The sequence below is a fragment of the Gemmatimonas aurantiaca T-27 genome (assembly GCF_000010305.1).
Lineage (GTDB): Bacteria > Gemmatimonadota > Gemmatimonadetes > Gemmatimonadales > Gemmatimonadaceae > Gemmatimonas > Gemmatimonas aurantiaca.
Map to the genome: position 1 here is coordinate 70,328 of NC_012489.1, position 20,003 is coordinate 90,330.

Genomic DNA, 20,003 nt, shown 5'->3' on the forward strand with positions numbered 1-20,003 from the left:
TACACCGCTCCAGAGCACTCTTTCGCTGCCATCTAGACCCATCTCCCCATGTATGTGCAGGGTTCGTCCATCCCCTTTGAATTACAAAGTCAACAAATCCCAAGCAGAACTTCCGGGTGCTCTTGAGATCACTGGAGGTCAGGGTGTCGTTCAGGAACCATTTCAGATGGAGGTCACACTCCGACGCGATGATCGGTTTCCATGTCGTTACCAAGCGCCCCCTCGACCCTTTCTTAGAGCGCAACCAAGAAGTACCAGAACTTTCGTGGCATCTATCACGAATCGTTTCGATGAAATTCATGGTTACCAATGCATACGTATCGTAAATGGGAGCTTCTTTGGCTAGCTCTGGGTCTGACCAGGCATTTTTTTCGTCGCACTCTCCATTCTCTCGCTTGGCAAGCCAGTCGACGTACTTCGCAATTCTTGTGGGATCTCGAAGGTATGGCCGGTCGAGGGCTTGAAGAAGAATATCGGTGTAGTTGCGATCCAACTCTGAATAGTGAGCAGACCTATTGGTTCGCTCAAGATTCCTCACTTCTCGCCACAGGAGCACCAGAGTCCACAAACCTGATGATAGTGCGGCAACAACAAAGAATACGTCTCCCCATCCCAAATCTGCCTTGAAATTGCCCAATGCAAGAGTATCAAGTGCGGGTAGTGCGCTCATGTCAGATTCTCAGATTTTAGAGACGCTCAAGACCATAGTCGCGATTCGCCCATCATCGCGACTGCAGCCATAGACATCGACGTAGATGTGTTCAAGCCATTGCCGCACGAGTCCAGGAGACAGCACTTCCTCGTGTTCTTTCCAATACAGCAACAGATCCATTGTCGGAGGTTCCGCACTTCCGACCATCGGCATCCGATAGTCGAGATGCGGTATCTGCCGGCAACCATGCCTGAAGTAGAACTCCTTCCTGCGCACGCGGAGTGCTCGGTCGGGTGTGTCCTCCCGTTCCGAATCCACTTCGACCAGCATGGGCAATTCCCCTGCGAGCTCGGCGGCCTTCCGGAACAACTTCGAACCCAATCCCCCGTTGCGGGCCGAACTCGTCGTGGCCATGTACTCGAGCAGTCCGAGGGAATGGGCCGTCGACAGGAAGAGTATGAAAAACGCGACAATGTCGTTGTTCATCTCGAGCCCAACGATCCGGTAGTCCGCGCGCGTCACGAGCGCGGCGATGGCTTCACGAGACTTACGTTCGTATTCCGGTATCGACGCTTCGTATATCGCGAAAAACTGCGCGAAGGCGTCGCTTCCGGGATCAGTGATCAGCGTGAACGATGCTTCCGGATCGCCAGCAGACATTTGCGGCCTGACCATCGAGGGGTGCAGACGCGAACGATGTGACTCCCGCTCGGTTCTGCAGGGGCAGATAGCAACTTCGATGGCCCATACGTTGCGGCGCCCGGTGAAACGTGTCAACCAGCCGTGCTGGGCGTAACGACCGTGCGATCAGGTGGCGGTGGTGTTCTGTTTCGAAGCCTGCGCAAAGAGCACGGCGGCAAAGGCCAGTTCAATGCCGGCCCCGGTGAATGCCGCCCAGGATGGTCGCACAAGCAGCACGGCGAGCAACAGACCGGCGACACCGAGGGAGGCACCAAGCACCCAGTAGACGCGGAGCCCGTAGAGTGTGCGGAATGTGAGGTAGCGTCCGCCAATCAGGAGTAGCATGGTGGGAAAGAACCACTGCAGACGCACCACATGCATGCCCCATGCAATGGCAATGCCGGCCAACAGCCAGAACGTGCCTTCCATGGCCAATGTGCCGAGCGGATTGCCTTTGGTGTGAGCGCCCGGGCGTCTCAGCGTTTTGGTCAGCAACACGCTGAGTGGATGTATCAGCATACCGCCGACCAGCAGCGCATACACCGCCGCCGTGTCCGATCTGACCACGCCGATCAACGCCGCAGTGAGCCACACCAGACCGGACACCAGAACACCGGGAGCGCCGTGCAGGTAACCGTGGCGCATATCGGCTTGGGCAACGGCAAACGATGTATCGGACATGAGCGAGTGAGCTTGGGCGAATAGGCTGAGACTACCGAAGTGTATCGGCGATTCCGCTGCTCGTCAGGTGCAACCATGGGGCAGGTCAACCCGTGCCAACGGGCTCGCCGATCCGGCCGTCGAACAGTGAAATGGTGCGATGTGCACGACTCGCATAGCGGGCATCGTGAGTGACCATCACCAGCGTAGCGCCATCGGCGTGCAACTCCGATAGCAATGTCATGACGGCATCCCCACTGGCGCTGTCGAGATTGCCCGTGGGTTCGTCGGCCAATAGCAGCACCGGGTCACCCGCTACAGCCCGTGCCACCGCGGCACGTTGTTGCTGGCCGCCTGACAGTTGCGAGGGATAGTGATTCGCCCGGTGCGCCAGTCCGACGCGCTCCAGCGCATCGGCAACCCGCGCCTCCCGTTCTGCCGGGGCGATCCCACGATAGGTGAGTGGCAACGCTACGTTTTCACCCACCGTGAGATCGGTGATGAGGTTGAACTGCTGGAAAATGAAGCCGATCTGCTGGAGTCGTACGTCGGCGCGGGCGTCCACGCCCAGTGCACTCACTGGTGTGCCGGCCAGCAGGTAGTGGCCGCTGCTCGGCGTGTCGAGCAAGCCGAGTATGCTGAGCAAGGTGCTCTTGCCGCTGCCACTGGGTCCCTCGATACTCACCCAGTCTCCACGTTGTACCTCGAGAGATACATCCTGCAGTGCGTGAGTATCGATCTCGTCGGTAGCGAACACCTTGCCGATACCTTCGAGCTGCACGATGCACGGCAAAGACGTTGCCCCAAGGGTTTGAGATGTGGTCATCGTCATCAGCCCTCCCGTAGCGCACGCGCTGGTGGAATGTGGGCTGCGCGCATGGCCGGCACCCAGGCGGCAACAGCCGCGGCAACCAGCAAGGTGATGGCGGCGATGAGAATGGCTCGTACATCGCGGGCCGGTGTCTCGAACAGTTGTGACTGCAGGTATGGTGCAAGCAGAATGGTCAGTGCCACGCCAATGCCCACGCCCAGTACGCTGATGCGCATGGTGTCCATGAACACCAGTCGCACGATAGCCTGATTGCGCGCGCCCAATGCCAGACGCACCGCCAGCTCGTGCGCGCGGCGGGTCACGTCGTACGCGATGATTGCCGACAACCCGCCACAAGCCAATACCAGCGCCAGCACTCCCAGTGTGGTAAAGAGCAGCGCACTCACCCGCCAGGAGCGCAACAACGGGTCCACCACCTGCGCGAGCGGCAGTGGTGTGACATAGCTGTCAGCCGGCAACAGGGGCTGCAGCGCGCGGCGCACCTGCTCGGCGTTTGCCGCGGCATCTCCCGAGACACGTACCACGATGCCACCATCACCACGACGTGCCTGCGTGGCCGGGATGTAGTACTGATTGCCCGCATCTTCGAGCAGGCCATCACGACGGATGGCGGCGGCCACACCCACCACGCGGGCGCACGGCGCATCTGCGGAGCCGGCACGCAGACATTCGCCAATGGCATCACGTCCAGGCCACATGCGTGCTGCCAGAGAATCACTCACGACCACCACGGGCTCACTGCCCGTCTGATCACTCTCCAGGATGCCACGACCACGCAACAACGGGGTGCCCATGGCAGCGAAATACCCGGGGCTCGCGGCCTGTTGCACCACACGCCAGTCGCGTGGGAGCGAATCTCCACTACTGCGAAATACCCGCGGTGAGCGCGCATTCCAGAACGGCACGCTCGACATCCGCGACACCTGCATGACGCCGGGAATGGTGCGCGCGGCATCCATCAGGCGCGTGAGCAGCGCCTCCCGTTCATCGACAGAGAGCGATACCGCACGTTCCTGTGGGCGCAGATACAGCAAATGCGCGACATCGTAGCCCAGCGGCAAGGCCTGCACCCGTCGCATGCTGTGCACGAAGAGCAAGGCACCCACCAGCAGCATCACCGACAACGCAGCCTGCAGGCCCAGCAACACGCGTCGTGTGAACAACGACTCACGACTGCCTGCTCGGGCGCCGGCCTTGAGGCCCACCGCCACAGGACGCGTGAGCGCCGTCCATGCGGGATAACACCCCGCCAGCACTCCTGCTGCCAGCGCAAGTCCGCCGGCCGCCATCATCACACGCCAGTCGACCAACGGACCCGTGCCATCACGGGGCACACCAAGTACGAGACGACGCAGCAGGTTGCCGGACCACGCGGCCATCACGCTGCCCACCACACCACCGGCGAGCGACAATACGAGGCTCTCGGTGAGCAATTGCTGGGCGAGTCGCCAACGTGACACTCCCAGCGCACTGCGCACGGCAAATTCGTGCACTCGTCGATCGGCATGTACCACCAGCAGGTGCGCCACATTCGCGCAGGCAATGAGCAGGATGACCACACCGACGCCGGCCAACCACACCACGATGTTGCCATTGCGCGAGCGTTGTGGACCGCGCTCGGGCAGCATGTGCGCCGCGATGGCACGCGCTGGTACTTCATTGACAGCCGGCGTGCGCGACAGCTCCTGCATCGATTGTGCGCGGCTCTTGAAGTACGCCTGTGTCAAGTCGGAGGTAGCCTGCTCCGTGCTCACCGACGGCTTGCGACGCGCCACGATGGTCAACCATCCACCGCCATAGCTGCGGGCCCAGCGCCCCGGATCGTCAGGGCCCATCACGGTGGCGCCCACCGTACTGAGTGGCACAAACACCGCGGGCGCGGCGCCGCGAGACAGCGCGCGGAAAGAGGGCGGTGCCACGCCGATGATCTGATAGCTCGTGGTACCGACTTGCAGCATGGTGCCCAGCACATCGGAGCGGCCGCCATAATGTGTCTGCCAGAACGCATGAGACAGCACCACCACACGTTCGCCAGCGGGCGGTTGGTCTTCGTCGACGCGGAAGAAGCGGCCCAGCACCGGTCGCATGGTGAACATCGACCAGAATGCCGCACTGAACGCCGCGACGGGCTGCTCCTCGGCGTCAGCTCCGGTGCCGAGCACCGTGCCGCTGCTCGACCAGTACGTCGCCATCTGCGCAAAGCTGGAGGTGCCGTGCTCGAGATCGAGAAAGGTGCGGTAGTCGGTGCCCGGGTAGGGTTGCCCGTAGTCACCACCGGTAAACACCACGCGATGCATCTGATCGGCGTGCGCCAGCAGTGCTGGTGGCCGCAGCATGGTGCGATCCAGCAGATCGAAGATGGCGGTGGAGACACCGATCCCAATGGCAAATGTGCCGATCACGCCCGCAACGAGCATGGGAGCACGACGCAATTGTCGCAGGGTGAATTGCACGTCCTGCACGACCTGGCTCAGCGCATGCAGTGGCGCGAGCTGGCGTTGCGCGGCGGCATGTGTGCTGTGATTGCCGAATCGCCGGCGCGCTGCAGCACGAGCCTCGGGTGGTGCATGACCATCGGCCCGCTGATGCATCTCCTCGAGGGAGAGGTGGAATGCTCGTTCGCGGGCGAGCTCTTCATCGTAGGCCGAGCGGTTGAGCAGCACATGCAGTCGATGACGCCATCCGTCGAAAATGGACATGGTCAGGCCTGCAACAGCCGCTCGATGGCGAGCGATACCTGTTCATAGTCAGCCATCCGCGCCGCGAGCTGTTTGCGTCCGCTGGCGGTGATGGTGTAGATGCGGGCCTGTCGACCGGTGGAGGTCTGTGCCCACTTCGCCGTGGCATGTCCCTTGTTGAGCAGACGTTCGAGGGCCGGATAGAGCGAGCCCTGCTCCGCCGACAACACACCATCGGTGACCCGCTGGATGTGCTGGGCGATCCCATACCCGTGCATGGTGCCGACCGAGATGGTCTTGAGGATCAGCATCTCCAGCGTCCCGTTGGGCAACTCCCGCCGGGGCAGATCCTGCTTTGGCGTTTTCGGGGTGGGCATAGGTTGAATGACTATAGGTAGGAGGTCTACATATGAAGACGGACTTCCCTTCTGACAGCCCCACCTGCCGGAGGGTTTACATGTGGGCGTTGGCCGTTGTGCGATCCGCGCCGGAGGCCGGGTATTGTTGAGCATGTTGCCCCATGACCCTCAGGTGATCGAGACCGCCGCTGGCCCGGTCGAGTCTTTCGTGATCGAAGCGACGAGCGACGCCGGTGCCCTGCCGGTGCTGGCGCTGCACGGCGGTATGGGCGGTCACGATCAAGCCTTTCTGCTGGCCCAAGCCGCACTGCCCGACTGGCGACGGCATCGTGTCATCGCGCCCTCTCGCGCCGGATACTTCGGCACGCCGCTGGCCGGTGGCGCCACGCCAGAGGCGCAGGCCGAGCGTCATGTGGCTCTGTTGGACGTGTTGGGGGTGAAGCGTGCGCTGGTGATCGCGGTGTCGGCGGGCGGTCCCAGTGCATTGCATTTTGTGCTGCGCCATCCCGAGCGCTGTGCGGGGCTGGTGCTGGTGTCGGCGTGCACGGGCACACTGGAACCACCGGCGCGCATGCGGACGCGCTTGCCGCAGATGCAGCGCATGGCGCGATACCCGTGGCTCATGGCCCCGATGCGATGGCGCGCCACGATGAGCCCCGAGTCGGTGGCCAAACGATCCATTTCCGATGCGGCATTGCGTCGGGCGACGTTGGCCGATCCGATCGCAGGGTCACTGCTGCGGCAACTGCAGGTGGATACACTGACGCGCGTGGATCAGCGCATGGCTGGCACGATCAATGACATGGAGCAATGTGCGCGGCTTGGCGCCATTCCGGTGGATGGTCTCACCGTGCCCGTATTGGTGGTGCACGGTGTGGACGACCCGGTGGTGCCTTTTGCGCATGGCGAGCGCGTTGCACAGGACGCGCCGAGTGCGGATCTGGTGGCCCTGCATGGCGGGGGACATGTGTGTCTGTTCACTCATGTCCGAGTGGTGCGTGTTGCGGTGGCGGGATTGCTGGAGCGCGTGGGCAGTTGATATCCCGCACGCGCTCCGCATGGGCAACGTTGTTCAGCCCAATCGTTCGACGAGCATTCCCATGAGCGATTCCTGAGAACTGATCTCTCCAGCCGCCACTTTGTTGAGATTGTAGATCAGGACGGATTTACTGATGTGCGCAAAATCGATCATGATGATGTTCGGCATGTAGCGCTTGATCTGCACCGCGCCCATCACGGCTGCGCCCCCGAAACCCAGGGGAGAATGCGCACTGACCCCGACACCCATACCCGCATCCCACGCCTCGAGGAAGCCACGCAGATTGGGCGGCAGCCACATTTCCTTGTCGCGGTTCTGGATGCTTTCCCGCAGTCCGGTTGTGGTCCAGTACATCATGCGAATCACGTCAGGTGGTATGAGGGACGCGTCTGACATGTTCTGCACCTGCTTCTTGGTGTTCGTGGTCAACTTCTTGCTGCGCGTGGTTTTCATCGCCGTCGCACCAAAATTGCCGTAGTACTGCAATCCTCCATAAACCTGCTGGTAGCCAGCATTGGGCGAGCTGCTGTCACCCTTGGCGAGGTTGGCGAATGTCAGAATGCCGGGATGCGGAACGCCATGCATCGCCTGATGTTCCGCTTTACCCTTCGGCGAGAAGAGGACCACGACCTTGCCGGCCAGGTCATTGAGCGTCTTGCGATTGACGTTGCCGCCGTCCGTATACATGTGCGCGCCCAGAATGTGAATGCAGGCGTCGGCGATCAGCGTCCAGTTCGTGCACTTGTCGAACTTGAGAATCAGAAATTCGGAGTTCGTGGCGGGTGCAGATACAAAATCCCGTGCCTGTGTCAGCACATCCTGCAGTGTCTCGCCCCAATCACCTGCCCGCAGGTGGGTATGGGTGACCTTCTGCGACAGGCCAGTTCCGCCGACGGCCTGATCGACCACCCTATGTTTGGACGAGTTCTTCACGAACGCACCGTCGGCATGAAACGTGCGCATCTGGAGTTCCTTCACGCCATTGTTCGTGACCGTTTTGGCAGCCACACGAATGTCGAAGAAACGCACACCGACGGCGGCCTGGCCGGCAATGTCCAGATTTTGCGTCTGCACATTCTTGTCACCGGACGTGATGCCCGCGTCGTGAGTGCCGACCATGACGATGTCATTGAGTCGCTTCCCGCCGCCGAGGTCCATATACCGAATGGTCATGCCACATCTCCTGTCTGCACTTTATGTAAGCCACTCACCGACCTTCACCGCCTACGGATGATTGGCACTGAATTCCCATCTGGAAGTCCCCCAGCTTAGCACTCGGGAAAACTCCTCGCCATGCGCGAGATGGCCGTGTTACGGTGCGGGGCGGCGGAACAGGCCACTGTACACAGCCTTGCCCAGCACATGTCCCTGCATGGCCTGAAACACTTTCGTGCGCGACTCGAAGGCGTCGGCGCCGGGCGTCACGTCGAGCTTCACATCGAGCGCATAGATCTCGAAGATGTAGTGATGCTTGGGGCCCGTGGCCGCCGCACCCGGTCCACGATACACGAGCCCCGTGGCGCTGTGCTGATAACTGCCGTCAGGCAACTGCGCGCCCTTCGGCTGGCCCTCGGTCATGCCCTTCGAAGACGCGGGAATATTCCAGACCACCCAGTGCGCCTGGTCTTCGGTGGTGCGATTTCGGGCGACGTCGAGGTCACGCATGTTCAGCACAAATGACTGCGTGCCGGCCGGGACATTGGTCCAGTTGATCGCGGGGGACATGCCTTCACCGGGCGCCACGCCTGGAGCCGCCTGGCTGAATTTCACGGGAATGTCGGCGCCATCGGCAAAGCCCTGCACCGTGAGCACCATGGCCGGCGCTGGTGAAGCGGCCGCCGGTTGCTGCGCGGCCAATGGGGCGGCGGCAAACGGCATGGTCACCAGAAGTCCGCTGACGACGATCGATGCAATGGTTCTCACGTGAAATCTCCCCAAGTTTGATTGTGTCTACGCACCGGTCATATCGTGCGCGAGATCGTAGAGCATGACATCCACCAATGCGATGAACACCTGCAGGAACAGGGCGGCCGCAAACGCCACACCACCTGCAACCGCCACCAGCAGTGTACGTGCTCCCCCGCTGATACCGCTGACGTGGGCCGCTCCAAGCGCGGTGAACACTGCCAATGCGGGCAGAAGGATCAGTGCGGCGAACTGCGCCATCACCATGGTGGCAAAGGCGCGGCCTGGCATGGCGGTGGCCATCTGACGGAGACGTTCGGCGCTGCTGCGTGTACCACCGTGCCGATAGCGATCGACAAAGTGCAGCATGGTCTTGACGCCACCACCGCCCGATTCTCGGCTCGCGCGCATGTATGCACCCACGGCCGTGCGGAGCCAGCCACCGTACAGGGCCATGGCACTGCCACCCGAGCCGGCGCCCGATACACGCCGCGCCGCCTCACGCCAGGTGATGGTGTGAAATGGACGTTCGCGGATGTCGCTGAATACCGTGGCGATACTGGCCATCGCCAGCGGAGTACTCATCAGCAGTGCCACGTTGAACAACACGATCCATGGCATGATGTTGAGCGGGAATGGCAGCCAGGCGAGCGATAGTCCCATCAGCGCTGCGGCAACACCGGGGAGCGCAAAACACAGCCCCAGCGCGCTCAGCTCCGGCATGCGTTCGGCAAAGATGGCGAGCGCACGGCGCATGCTGTCACCGAATCCCATCGCATGCGCGCGCAGGGCGGCGGCGAACGACGCGGCCGACTGAAATCGCGCATCAGGATCTTTGTTGAGCGCGCGACGGAGCACCGCTTCCACCGACGCGGGCACCTGCGCAGACGACGGCAGCGCGGGTACTTCGGCGACGAAGTGTTGATGCAGCAGCGCCATCGTATCGCCGCGAAAGGGCAGCGTACCAGAGACCATCTGGTAGACGAGTACGCCAAGACTGTAGAGATCACTGCGCGCATCGACGGCATCACCCACACACTGTTCCGGAGACATGTAGGCCGGCGTGCCGATCGATTCGCCGACCTGGGTGGCCAGAGGATTCGATGCCGACGCCCCGTGATCCCCTACCGTGTCACCGGACGGGAGGCTGTGCCGGGCAAAGGTGTCGTCACGCAGCTTCGCGATGCCGAAGTCGAGCAGCGTGACGTGAAATCCGCCGCGTGCATCGGGTGTGAGAAAGATGTTGGCTGGCTTGAGATCGCGGTGCACCACACCACGCGCGTGTGCGGCCGTCAGCGCCGAAGCCACCTGGGTCACGATATCCACCACCTGCGGCAGTCGCAGCGAGCCCTGGCTGGCCAACACATCTTCGAGCGTCTCGCCGTGCAACGCTTCCATGACGAGGTACGCCACATCGTGACCGGCGATGGTGTCGACACCGAAGTCGGTCACGTTCACCACGTGGCGGTGTTGCAGTCCACCGGCCGCTCGTGCCTCGCGGGTGAAACGTTCCGCAGCGGTGGGGTCGGCCAGCAGCGCGGGGTGCACCACCTTCACCGCAACGCGTCGCCCGATGCCGATATGTTCGGCCAGGTACACGGCGCCCATGCCTCCCTCGCCCAGCGACCGCCCAATGCGGTACTTCCCGTGAATCACAGCGTCGGTGAGCCAATCCATGCCACACAGTCGCACCCAGCCGTGGCCACGCCAAGGTCGAAACTGAGTTCTTGACAGATCGTTCAATAATTGCCATGTTCATCCCATGGCTCGCCCGCGACAGTTCGACGAGGATCAGGTGATCGACCAGGTGACCCGCACCTTCTGGGAGCGTGGGTACGCCAACACGTCCATCGCCGACCTCGAGACGGCCACGGGCCTCGGCCGACAGAGCCTGTACTGCGCATTCGGCGACAAACACGCGCTGTTCGTCCGAGCGCTGGAACGCTACGCCACACTCGGTGAGCGGCACATGCCGGTCACCGCGTTCAGCAGTGCCGCTCCCCTGGAGCAGCTCCGCTGCATGCTGCGCGCGACCATCGACACCGCCACAGCGCCCGATGCGCCCGGCGCCTGTCTGATGGTGCAGGCCATGACGGAATTCGGCACCACTGATGCCGAGGTTCTCGCCCGTTGCCGTGCGAACAGTACGCGGATCGAGACGTGGGTTGGCCGGCTCATCGAACAGGCCGCCGCGGTAGGTGCACTCGCGCCCGGACTGACCCCGGCCACCGTGACCACGTTGGTCATGGCACAGCACTTCGGAATTCCCATTCTGGCACGTTCCGGTGTGCCGGCCGCACAACTGCAGTCGAGTGTAGACCTGCTGTTGCAACAAATCACGAGCTGATCACGCGGGGACCGTCCCCGCGTTTCTTTGGCTCTGTTTTTGACCGTTCGTTCAATAAGGAGCATATCATGTCGCAGTCCATCGCGGGTAGCGTTGCCTTTGTCACTGGTGCCAACCGGGGTCTCGGCGCCGCTCTGGTCCAGAGTCTTCTCTCACGCGGGGCCCAGAAGGTGTATGCCGCGGCCCGTTCGCTCGATTCACTCGAAACGCTGGTGGCCACGGGTGAGGGCAAGGTCGTCCCGGTTCAGCTCGACGTCACCGATACGGAAGCCATTCGCGCGGCTGCGGCGCTGGCCACGGATACCACATTGCTGATCAACAACGCCGGTATCGTGGCGGCCGCGTTCCGTCCGATCACCGAAGCGGCCACGGTAGACGATCTGCGTCGTGAGTTGGATGTGAATGCGATCGCGCCCCATGCGATCACGCAGGCCTTTGCCTCGACGCTCATTGCGTCGACGCAGACATCCCCTGTCAGCACACCGCGCCGGGCTGCCGTGGTGAACATCGCCTCGGTGGTGAGCTTCGTGAGCTTCCCGGCGGCGCCCACCTACAGTGCCAGCAAGGCCACCACACATTCATTGACCCAGGGCTGGCGTCATACGCTTGCGCCGCATGGCGTCGATGTACTCGGTGCATACCCGGGCCCGGTCGACACCGATATGGGACGTGATCTGCCGATCGACAAAACCCCCGCGCTCGATGTGGCGAATGCGATTCTCGACGGTATCGAGGCCGGCACGCAGGAAATTCTTCCCGATGTGGTCGCGCTGGCGCAGGGCGCGCAGTATCTCGCCAACCCGAAGGCCCTGGAGCAGCAGGTGTCACAGCAGATGTCGCAGGAAATGGCGACGGTGTAATCACACCGCCGCGCCACGTACTCCTACGCCATCATCAAGCCCTACTCGTACCAGATCTTCTCGACGGTCTTGTTGACCTTCTTCGCGACCGCACCGTCCACCGTGAAGCCTTCGTCTCCCAGGAATGTGACGACGGCTTCCGGCACGGCGTGAAACAGCGTCATGACCGCCTTGGCGTAATCCCGAAGATGTGCGAGTGCGAGCTCCGACGCTTCCGCATCGTTGAGTGCCTCGGCCGTGGTGTGCAACATGAGATAACCCACCGTCGCCAGTGACACGGCGGTATAGTCGTCGCGAAGGTTCTTCGGCAGCTTCTCGCTGCGCACAAAATCGATCGCCGCTGCACCCAAGCCCAGCACGGATGACGCCGCGCCCTTGATGGCTTCGGCAATGCCCTGGCCACCCTGCTTGCGTCGTTCTGCCAGATCGCGCAGGGCGACGAGATGTCGTTCGCTGATGCCGTTCAGGTCGCGAATGAGGGACGCGAATCGTTCGCCCTTCGCATCGGCCGCCTGTCCGGCAAATGCCTTCTGCATATGCTCTTCGAGTGCCAGCATGTCCGTGACGTAGCTGGCAATGGCTTCTTGTGCGTTCTGAGACACAGTGAGATCCCGGATTCGTGAATACGCGCGAGTCACGTGCCCCAGGCACGCTGCAACCGGAACGCGCGTCAGTGCATGTAGCATCATGCGTCCGGGAACCCGACTCAATGCGCTGAACGGGCGATCTTCCTGTTACCCTTTCGAGCGGTCGCTGACGTGGGTGGAGGGATCGTTCGTGCCCGCCGGGATCCGGAGGTCGAGACGGCGCCCTGGGGCAGGGGGAACAGGCGTTCCGCGATCCACGCTGTACATTCTTGGCCTTCCTCTCACTCCCTGACATGTCCACCGGCAACACGCCGCCATTCGGCACTGCGGACGCCGATCTCCCGTTCGACAAGGACGCGCTGGATGCCGCGCTGCCGTTCGTCTATGACGAGCTGCGCGCGCTGGCGCAGCAGTACCTGCACGCGGAGCGCCCCGACCACACGCTGCAGCCCACCGCGCTGGTCAATGAGGCCTACATCCGGTTGACCTCTCAACGACAGGTCAACTGGGGCAACCGCGCGCAGTTTCTGGGCATTGCCGCGCAGATGATGCGGCGCATCCTGGTCAATCACGCCGTGGCACGCAACGCGGAGAGACGCGGCGGCCAGCTCACCCATGTCACCCTCGATGAGGCGGTGTCCTGGTCCGGCGAGCGTGATCTTGATCTGCTCGAACTCGACGAAGCACTCGCCCGTCTCGCCCAACTCGATCCACGTCAGGCGCGCATGGTGGAACTGCGTTTCTTTGCCGGACTGTCCATCGAAGACACGGCCACGGTGCTGTCGCTGTCTCCGGCCACGATCAAGCGTGAGTGGACGGTGGCCAAGGCCTGGCTGCGTCGTGAGCTCACACGGCGCTGAGTCGCTGCACAAATGACTTCGACCTCATGGGACCGCGAGAAAGCACTCTTTCTCGAAGCGCTGGCGTATCCGACGGATGCACGACAGCAGTGGGTGGAGCGTCAGACCGTCGGCAACGCGGTGCTGCGCGATGCCGTGCTGTCGCTGCTCGCGGCGCATGATGATGCTGACGAATTTCTCGAAACACCGGCGGCCTCACTCCTGGGCGATGATCGCTTGGATGGTGCGCCTGATGCCTTGGCCATGCAACGTGTTGGCCCCTATCGGCTGCGGCGTGAAATCGGACGCGGCGGCATGGGCACGGTGTATCTCGCCACGCGGGATGATGGAGAGTTTCAGCATGAGGTAGCGGTCAAACTCGTCAAGCGTGGCATGGACACCGATGCCATTCTCGCGCGTTTCCGGCACGAGCGACAAATCCTTGCGGGACTCGATCATCCGAACATCGCCCGCCTGCTCGACGGCGGTACCACCGACGCCGGCTTGCCCTACTTCGTCATGGAGTATGTGGCCGGGCGTCCGGTGCGGGAGTTTGCTGAAGCACACGCACTCACCATCGACCAGCGACTGACGCTGTTCCGCACCATCTGCAGCGCCGTGGAGCACGCACATCGCAATCTGATCGTGCACCGGGATCTCAAGTCGGGGAACATCCTCGTCACGGCGGAGGGCGTTCCGAAGCTGCTCGACTTCGGCATTGCGAAGTTGCTCCTGCCCAGTGCCGCAGATGGTACACACGAGGGCTCTACCGTGGTCCCGACACTGGTGGCGCTCACACCAGAGTATGCGAGTCCGGAGCAGTTGCGCGGCGAGCGCGTGACGACGGCCACCGATGTGTATTCGCTGGGTGTACTGCTGTATGAGTTGCTCGCCGGACAGCGTCCGTTCCCGACGGTCGGTGGCCGTGTGGAGGATCTGTCGCAGCTCGTGCGCGACACCGATCCGCCAACGCCCAGTGAGGTGGTGCGCGCGAGAGATTGGCGTGACGCGCAGCGTTTGCGGGGCGATCTCGATACGATCGTGATGATGGCCATGCACATGGACATCGTGCGTCGGTACGAATCGGTGGCGCAGTTGTCGGAGGACATTCAACGGCATCAGCAGGGGCTCGCGGTGCGGGCCCATCGCGATTCGTTCGGCTATCGCGCCACCAAGTTCGTCCGCCGAAACCGGGGCAGCCTCACAGCGGCGGCGTTGTTGATGATCGCATTGGTCGGCGGGTTGGCCGCGAGTCTCTGGCAGGCACATCGCGCCGATACGGAACGCGCGCGCGCCGAACGCCAGTTCGCCGAAGTGCGCTCGTTGGCCACGGGATTTCTCTTCGATGTGCATGACGCTATCCGGTCACTACCGGGTGCCACGCCGGCACGCGCCATGCTCATTCAGCGTGGACTATTGGCATTGGATGGACTCGCGCGCGAGGCACAGGGCGATACGACGCTGCAGCGCGATCTGGCCATTGCCTATCAGCGCATCGGTGATGTGCAGGGCAACTCCTATGGTGCCAACCTCGGCGACACCGACGCGGCGCTGGCGAGCTACCGCAAGGCGGTGGATCTGCTGGAATCTCTTGGTGCGGTGCGTGCAGCCGATCCCGCCACACGTCTCGCTCTTGTGGAGAGCTATCGCGGGCTCGCGGCCATGCTGAACATCACGGGCGATCTCCCGGCGGCGGTGCAGTATCTCGAACGTGCCCTGGCATTGCATCGGCCGCTGGTGTCCGCAGATCCGTCAGCCGCCAGACGACCGCTGTTGGCGAATCTCCTGCAGGAGCTGGGTGACGTGCGGGGCGGCGCCGGTATTGCGAACATCGGTGATACCAAGGGCGCTATGGCGGCCTATCGTGAAGCACTCGTCATTCGCGAGGCACTGTTGCGCGAACGGCCCACAGATCTCGACGCCCGTGCCGGGTTGGCCACCCTGCAACTCAATGTGGGTTCACTGGCCCTGACGCTCAACGACACCACTGGCGCGAGCATGGTGCGCCGCGGCGTGGCGATGTTGGAGGCCATTGTGGCCGAACACCCCGATGATGCGGTGCGCCGCAACGAGCTGTTGTCTGGATATGGGCGGATGCGGGTGCCGATGGTGAACGCTGGCGACTATGCCGCCGCCATCGCAATCGACCACAAGGTGCTCGCGGCGCTGGAAGACATGGTGACCGCCGATCCCAGGAACACGTTGTTGCAGCGCAACCTGAGCGTGTCGTACAACAATCTCGCTCGTGATCTGCGGGCGAATGGACAGCCGATGCTCGCCCTCCCGCCGCATCGCACCGCGTTGGCCATCGCTGAACGGCTGTGGCGCGCTGATACGGCCAGCATGGAGCATCTGCAGGATGTGGCGTTTTCTGAAGACGTGTATGCCGAAGCGCTGGCGGATGCGCGCGCGTGGCCGGAAGCACTGGCCATGTATGCACGAGCCATCACGAGCAAGCAGCGGCTGCAACAGGCCGAACCCTCGAACCCGTGGCACGCCGATGATCTGGCGTTTCTGTATGCCGGACGAGGGGCGGCACTGGTCGCCACCAACGCGCTCGCCCCAGCGGACAGTGCGTACCGGCGTGCCGTACCGCTGGCCGAAGCCGCCGTGACCCGTCAGGAGGGCAATCCCAAAGCACGGGCGGTGTTGGCCATGGTGTATGCCGGCGCGGCCCGCATGCACCTGGCGCGATCGTCTTGTGGCGAGGCCACGGCCTGGCATGCCAAGGCGGAGCGGCACTGGTCGGAGCTTGCCACGCTGGGGGCTCTGACGGCAGCCGATGCGGCAAAACGGAAGGACGCGACCCGGGAAATGAATCGGTGCGCCGCCGAATGAGCTGATTTGGCCCGATTTCCTGCGAGAAGAGTGAGCGCTGCCACCAGCACCCTCCACACGGCGGCGACACGAACCCAGGAGAAGGGCATGAATCGTCGAAAGAAGCTGCTCCACTTTGCACGGATGCTCATCCTGGCCGGGTTGTCGGCCTGCGATGCGTGCCCCTCGGCCAACAACACCGAACCGGTCGAGCCTACGCTGGTCATGTCCGCGTCGCCGAAGGATCAGCGCGTTGCGCAGGGCGCCAGCACACTGTTCACGGTGACGGTGGGACGCAAAAACTTCGCCGGTCCGGTGACCCTCTCGGCACCACCGGGCGGACTTCCCTTGGGCGTGACGGTCGACTTCGATCCGCAAACCCTGCCTGAGGGCGTGTTGCAGTCGACGATGCGCGTGAGTGTGAGTGCCACGGCGCCCGTGCAGTACGTGGCCGAGCCACCACTACTCCCCGTTCCCATCTATGCCAAAGGCCCCAACGACCTCGCGGCCACTGCCACGCCGAACGTGCAGATCGTGCCCTCGTCGCTGGCTGGCATCACACTGAATGCCACACCGTCTGCGCTCACCGTGTCCGTCGGACAGAATGGTGAATCGCTTGTCACCATTGCGCGGCAGGGCAACTACAGCGCGCCCGTGACACTGGCATTGACCACATCGTTCGTGGGCATGAACGCCTCGCTGACGCCGGTGAATGGTGTGCCGGACACGTGGCGTCTGCAGTTTGTCGTCACCGATGCTGATGCGCTGCGCAAGGCGGCGGCTTCGGCAACTGCAGGGCTGGAACTGGCCTATGTCTTGCGCGCCTCGGGACAGGGGCTTCCGGACATCACGACCAATCTGAAGGTGTTGGTCGTCTTTGGATCCTTCCTCCCCACACCGGAGCGCGATGCGCGAGTGGTGGCGGGCGCACAGGACGTGGTTCGCGTGACGCTCGGACGATCGGCTGGTCTGACGGCGGCGATCGCGATGGCCATGGATGAGGCACCAGCGGGTATCACTGGCACCTTTGCGCCCAATCCGGCCACGGGCGACGCCACGTCATTGACCGTGCGCGCCGCTGCTTCCGTCGCGCCCGGTGAATACGAGATCAAGTTCAAGTCCACGCCGCCCACCGGTATGGGGTTGGTCGAGATGCTCACGCGCATGAAGGTCGTGGTGGTGGCACCGCCCCCCATCCAGCCGTCCTGTGTGCTGGCCGCACCGGCTTCGCTCAGCGTGGTGGCCGGCAACACCACCAGCGGCACGCTGGGTGTCACGCGTGCCTCCGATTTCAGCGGCGTGGTGAACGTGAGCGTGGGCGCGGCGTCAGGCAGCTCGATTCCCACGGGTATGAGCTTCGCGTTCGATCCGCCGCTCGAGCTGCGCGCGAGTACCACGTTGCGTGTGACCACGACCGCGGCCACACCGGCCGGTACGTACTCATTGGTGGTCAGTGGCAGCTCGGCCAATGGCGCATGCACCTCATCGCCCCTCAGCGTGGTCGTGACCCCGGTGGTGACACCTCCGCCTCCGCCGCCGCCAACCAGCGCCGTCACACGCATCGTGATCGAACCGACCAACGCCGAGATTACGGCACCGGCCACGCAGCAGTACTCGGCGCGGCTGTACAACGCGAGTGGTGCCGTGATCGCGGTGGAAACAGGTGGTTCGATCGAATACAGCGCATCGAACGGTACCCCCAGCAACAACGTCGCGACGATCAACCCCACCACTGGTCTCGCCACCGGCGTTTCGGCCGGTACCATCACCATCACCGCGCGCTACGTGCGCAACGGCGTGCAGGTGGTGCAGGTGTCCACACCGCTGCTTGTGTATGCGGCGGGTTCTTCGGGACACTACGGTTCGGCCACGATGTCCACCAACGGCAATGTGCGTACCATTGCCCGCGAGGATTCGGTGCTGTTCCAGATCATCGTGCGCAACACCGCCGGCACAGCGGTCACGAGCGGTGTGAATCCGGCACCGACGGTATCGTCGTCCAATCCTGGCGCGATCAGTGTCCGGTCCACGACGGGGCCTGTGCCGGGCTACTTCTTCTGGATGAAGGCCGCACCGGGAGCGACGCTGAACACGGAAGTGGGCATTCGGTACGACGTGAATGGCGCGGGTGGTGAACTGCTCATTCGTGTGGTGCCGTAGAAATTGTCACTGGCAGCAGGTACAGCTCGTGCGGCGGTGGAGATATCGCCGCACGAGCGCTGCCGCAGGCCGAATAGATCCTAGAGTGCCTTCAGTAACTGCGTGATCTGACGGCTCAACGCAGGGACATTGTCTTGAATGACGTCCCAAACCAAATCGAGGTCCACGCCGAAATAGTCATGGATCAAGCGATCCCGCATGCCAGCCATCTTGCGCCATGCCACGTCGGGATGGGCTGCGCGAAATTCCGTTGGCAATTTCTTGGTTGCCTCACCAATGATCTCGAAACTGCGCACGCAAGCACGCTGGAGCGTCGGGTTTCCAAGAAACTGCTCGCGACTTACATCGATCGTCGCCTGTTCCAGATAGGCGATTTCGTCCGCAATGTGCTGAAGGTATTCACGCGGCGCGAAGGACATCCTGAGCTTCGGCGAGGATATAAGGGCGCAGGTACGGAGAAAGCGACTCCGTCGTGACCAACTCTACTCGGCGTCCCAAAGTCTCTTCCAGGATCTCGCCCAACGCGATCAGATGATCGAACGTCTTCTTTCCTGGCACAAATTCCACGAGCACATCGACGTCGCTATCGCTCCGAGCCTCGTTCCTCTGCACAGAACCAAATAGTGCCAGCCTCTGTACGCCCAACCGGAATATCTCGCGTTGGGTCTCAGCGAGCCGGAGCAGTACATCGTTGCGGGTGAGGGGCGTGGCGTTCATGTGCACAAATCTACATCCGAACTGGTGATTTGGCAGCGTGGTGGGGGTTGAGTGTCCCGGGATCCCTTCGCTCGTTCTAGCAGGAAAACAGCCACTCAGCGGCTACCGTCGATCGTTGGCGATGAGATCCATCATCTCAGGGTAGTGATACGTCGCACTGCTCGCCGGGTGTTTCCTGGCCGTCGCGATCATGGCCTTTGCGATCTGGTCCACATGAATGGACTTGTACTTCGCCGGTGTGAGAAATCCAAACAATGGCAGTGTTATCCCCAGAATCCACGGCGTGTGCTGCGAACCCATGATCATCGCCGGACGGAACACGCTCACCACTGCCGGGCCACTCGCACGCACCGCCTGTTCGGATTCTCCCTTCACGCGATTGTAGCGCGCCATACCGGCGGCGCCGCTTCCACTGGTGGAAGCCGTTGCGTCTGCGGCCACGGCACTCATGAACGCCAGGTGCTGCACCTTGCCGGAATCCCGCAGGCCTCGCGCGAAGGCTTCGTTCAACGCCACATCCACCGCGCGGTGTTCATCGATGGTGAGCTTTGCGGTGCCAGCGCCGATGCCGAGCACGCTGAAGCCTTCCAGCTCACCCGGTGTTTCTCGCGCGGCTTCCAAGGTGGCTGCCGTGAGAGACTCCGGCTGCATATCGGGAACGAGCTTCTCCACCAGCGTACGGCCCGCCGCCCGGGCCATGGTGACCACTTCGGGCAGCGAGCGGCGTGACAGGGTGATGACGGTGCCAAAACCCTCGTCGTGCAACAACGCGCGTATCAATGCGGTTCCGACCGATCCGGAAGCCCCGAGGACAATCGCGGTGCGTGTGCTGGTCATCGCAGGTTCTCGAAGCGTATTGGTGGAGTCGCG

General features: G+C 62.8%; 18 protein-coding genes. 6 read left to right on the plus strand and 12 right to left on the minus strand.

Translation table 11 applies throughout. From position 1 onward, the window contains the following. Positions 1–679: 679 nt before the first annotated feature. The 5 genes from GAU_RS00295 to GAU_RS00315 all read right to left on the minus strand — a co-directional run bounded on the left by GAU_RS00295 (position 680) and on the right by GAU_RS00315 (position 5,880). Positions 680–1,429 (minus strand): GNAT family N-acetyltransferase, encoded by a 750-nt coding sequence (locus GAU_RS00295; RefSeq protein ID WP_156798830.1) that lies wholly within the window; start codon positions 1,427–1,429, stop codon positions 680–682. A gap of 30 nt (positions 1,430–1,459) precedes the next feature. After that, positions 1,460–2,014 (minus strand): DUF7010 family protein, encoded by a 555-nt coding sequence (locus GAU_RS00300; RefSeq protein WP_012681548.1) that lies wholly within the window; start codon positions 2,012–2,014, stop codon positions 1,460–1,462. Between the two features lie 85 nt (positions 2,015–2,099). Then, on the minus strand, positions 2,100–2,825 hold the full coding sequence (locus tag GAU_RS00305; protein WP_012681549.1) for an ABC transporter ATP-binding protein: 726 nt from the start codon (positions 2,823–2,825) through the stop codon (positions 2,100–2,102). After that, complete coding sequence (locus tag GAU_RS00310; protein ID WP_012681550.1) at positions 2,825–5,524, minus strand: ADOP family duplicated permease; 2,700 nt, start codon at positions 5,522–5,524, stop codon at positions 2,825–2,827. The genes GAU_RS00305 and GAU_RS00310 overlap by 1 nt, the downstream gene beginning before the upstream one ends. A gap of 2 nt (positions 5,525–5,526) precedes the next feature. After that, positions 5,527–5,880: a PadR family transcriptional regulator gene (locus GAU_RS00315; protein WP_012681551.1), complete on the minus strand. Its 354-nt coding sequence runs from the start codon at positions 5,878–5,880 to the stop codon at positions 5,527–5,529. A gap of 133 nt (positions 5,881–6,013) precedes the next feature. Here GAU_RS00315 and GAU_RS00320 point away from each other — a divergent pair, with 133 nt between their 5' ends. Next, positions 6,014–6,901: an alpha/beta fold hydrolase gene (locus GAU_RS00320; protein ID WP_012681552.1), complete on the plus strand. Its 888-nt coding sequence runs from the start codon at positions 6,014–6,016 to the stop codon at positions 6,899–6,901. A gap of 33 nt (positions 6,902–6,934) precedes the next feature. On the opposite strand, the gene GAU_RS00325 is transcribed toward GAU_RS00320, so the two are convergent. The 3 genes from GAU_RS00325 to GAU_RS20090 form a co-directional block, all read right to left on the minus strand. Next, the gene (locus GAU_RS00325; protein ID WP_012681553.1) at positions 6,935–8,074 is read right to left on the minus strand and encodes a hypothetical protein; all 1,140 of its coding nucleotides are present in this window, start codon (positions 8,072–8,074) and stop codon (positions 6,935–6,937) included. A gap of 138 nt (positions 8,075–8,212) precedes the next feature. Beyond that, a complete protein-coding gene (locus GAU_RS00330) occupies positions 8,213–8,824 on the minus strand; it encodes a YbhB/YbcL family Raf kinase inhibitor-like protein (protein WP_197526025.1) in 612 nt (203 codons plus the stop codon). Positions 8,825–8,851: 27 nt separating this feature from the next. Then, entirely contained in the window at positions 8,852–10,483 is a 1,632-nt protein-coding gene (locus GAU_RS20090) for a serine/threonine-protein kinase (protein ID WP_052574158.1), read from the minus strand. 85 nt (positions 10,484–10,568) lie between these two features. On the opposite strand from GAU_RS20090, the gene GAU_RS20095 reads away from it, so the two are divergent. Both GAU_RS20095 and GAU_RS00345 read left to right on the plus strand, forming a co-directional pair. Beyond that, positions 10,569–11,153 carry a TetR/AcrR family transcriptional regulator gene (locus GAU_RS20095; RefSeq protein WP_012681556.1) on the plus strand — a complete coding sequence of 195 codons (585 nt, stop codon included), beginning with the start codon at positions 10,569–10,571 and terminating at the stop codon, positions 11,151–11,153. 68 nt (positions 11,154–11,221) lie between these two features. Continuing rightward, positions 11,222–12,013 (plus strand): SDR family NAD(P)-dependent oxidoreductase, encoded by a 792-nt coding sequence (locus tag GAU_RS00345; protein ID WP_012681557.1) that lies wholly within the window; start codon positions 11,222–11,224, stop codon positions 12,011–12,013. 41 nt (positions 12,014–12,054) lie between these two features. Here GAU_RS00345 and GAU_RS00350 read toward each other — a convergent pair whose 3' ends face one another. Continuing rightward, complete coding sequence (locus GAU_RS00350) at positions 12,055–12,615, minus strand: hypothetical protein (protein ID WP_041265100.1); 561 nt, start codon at positions 12,613–12,615, stop codon at positions 12,055–12,057. Between the two features lie 278 nt (positions 12,616–12,893). Here GAU_RS00350 and GAU_RS00355 point away from each other — a divergent pair, with 278 nt between their 5' ends. The 3 genes from GAU_RS00355 (at position 12,894) to GAU_RS00365 (ending at position 18,416) form a co-directional block, all read left to right on the plus strand. Further along, positions 12,894–13,460: an ECF-type sigma factor gene (locus tag GAU_RS00355; RefSeq protein WP_012681559.1), complete on the plus strand. Its 567-nt coding sequence runs from the start codon at positions 12,894–12,896 to the stop codon at positions 13,458–13,460. Between the two features lie 12 nt (positions 13,461–13,472). Continuing rightward, positions 13,473–16,277, plus strand: a complete 2,805-nt coding sequence (locus tag GAU_RS20100; protein WP_012681560.1) for a serine/threonine-protein kinase — start codon at positions 13,473–13,475, stop codon at positions 16,275–16,277. 87 nt (positions 16,278–16,364) lie between these two features. Beyond that, complete coding sequence (locus GAU_RS00365) at positions 16,365–18,416, plus strand: hypothetical protein (RefSeq protein WP_012681561.1); 2,052 nt, start codon at positions 16,365–16,367, stop codon at positions 18,414–18,416. Between the two features lie 80 nt (positions 18,417–18,496). Here the strand turns inward: GAU_RS00365 and GAU_RS00370 are convergent, their stop codons facing one another. The 3 genes from GAU_RS00370 to GAU_RS00380 all read right to left on the minus strand — a co-directional run bounded on the left by GAU_RS00370 (position 18,497) and on the right by GAU_RS00380 (position 19,970). Then, complete coding sequence (locus GAU_RS00370) at positions 18,497–18,835, minus strand: HepT-like ribonuclease domain-containing protein (RefSeq protein WP_012681562.1); 339 nt, start codon at positions 18,833–18,835, stop codon at positions 18,497–18,499. Continuing rightward, complete coding sequence (locus GAU_RS00375; protein WP_041265102.1) at positions 18,816–19,133, minus strand: nucleotidyltransferase family protein; 318 nt, start codon at positions 19,131–19,133, stop codon at positions 18,816–18,818. The genes GAU_RS00370 and GAU_RS00375 overlap by 20 nt, the downstream gene beginning before the upstream one ends. A 102-nt stretch (positions 19,134–19,235) precedes the next feature. Next, complete coding sequence (locus GAU_RS00380; RefSeq protein ID WP_012681564.1) at positions 19,236–19,970, minus strand: hypothetical protein; 735 nt, start codon at positions 19,968–19,970, stop codon at positions 19,236–19,238. Positions 19,971–20,003: the final 33 nt, after the last annotated feature.

Excerpts from the sequence above, each read along its gene's own strand:
- GAU_RS00300 (WP_012681548.1), bottom strand. The coding sequence starts at position 2,014 with ATGTCCGATACATCGTTTGCCGTTGCCCAAGCCGATATGCGCCACGGT.
- GAU_RS00305 (WP_012681549.1), bottom strand. The coding sequence starts at position 2,825 with ATGACGATGACCACATCTCAAACCCTTGGGGCAACGTCTTTGCCGTGC.
- GAU_RS00310 (WP_012681550.1), bottom strand. The coding sequence starts at position 5,524 with ATGTCCATTTTCGACGGATGGCGTCATCGACTGCATGTGCTGCTCAAC.
- GAU_RS00315 (WP_012681551.1), bottom strand. The coding sequence starts at position 5,880 with ATGCCCACCCCGAAAACGCCAAAGCAGGATCTGCCCCGGCGGGAGTTG.
- GAU_RS00320 (WP_012681552.1), top strand. The coding sequence starts at position 6,014 with ATGTTGCCCCATGACCCTCAGGTGATCGAGACCGCCGCTGGCCCGGTC.
- GAU_RS00325 (WP_012681553.1), bottom strand. The coding sequence starts at position 8,074 with ATGACCATTCGGTATATGGACCTCGGCGGCGGGAAGCGACTCAATGAC.
- GAU_RS20090 (WP_052574158.1), bottom strand. The coding sequence starts at position 10,483 with ATGGATTGGCTCACCGACGCTGTGATTCACGGGAAGTACCGCATTGGG.
- GAU_RS20095 (WP_012681556.1), top strand. The coding sequence starts at position 10,569 with ATGGCTCGCCCGCGACAGTTCGACGAGGATCAGGTGATCGACCAGGTG.
- GAU_RS00345 (WP_012681557.1), top strand. The coding sequence starts at position 11,222 with ATGTCGCAGTCCATCGCGGGTAGCGTTGCCTTTGTCACTGGTGCCAAC.
- GAU_RS00355 (WP_012681559.1), top strand. The coding sequence starts at position 12,894 with ATGTCCACCGGCAACACGCCGCCATTCGGCACTGCGGACGCCGATCTC.
- GAU_RS20100 (WP_012681560.1), top strand. The coding sequence starts at position 13,473 with ATGACTTCGACCTCATGGGACCGCGAGAAAGCACTCTTTCTCGAAGCG.
- GAU_RS00365 (WP_012681561.1), top strand. The coding sequence starts at position 16,365 with ATGAATCGTCGAAAGAAGCTGCTCCACTTTGCACGGATGCTCATCCTG.
- GAU_RS00370 (WP_012681562.1), bottom strand. The coding sequence starts at position 18,835 with ATGTCCTTCGCGCCGCGTGAATACCTTCAGCACATTGCGGACGAAATC.
- GAU_RS00375 (WP_041265102.1), bottom strand. The coding sequence starts at position 19,133 with ATGAACGCCACGCCCCTCACCCGCAACGATGTACTGCTCCGGCTCGCT.
- GAU_RS00380 (WP_012681564.1), bottom strand. The coding sequence starts at position 19,970 with ATGACCAGCACACGCACCGCGATTGTCCTCGGGGCTTCCGGATCGGTC.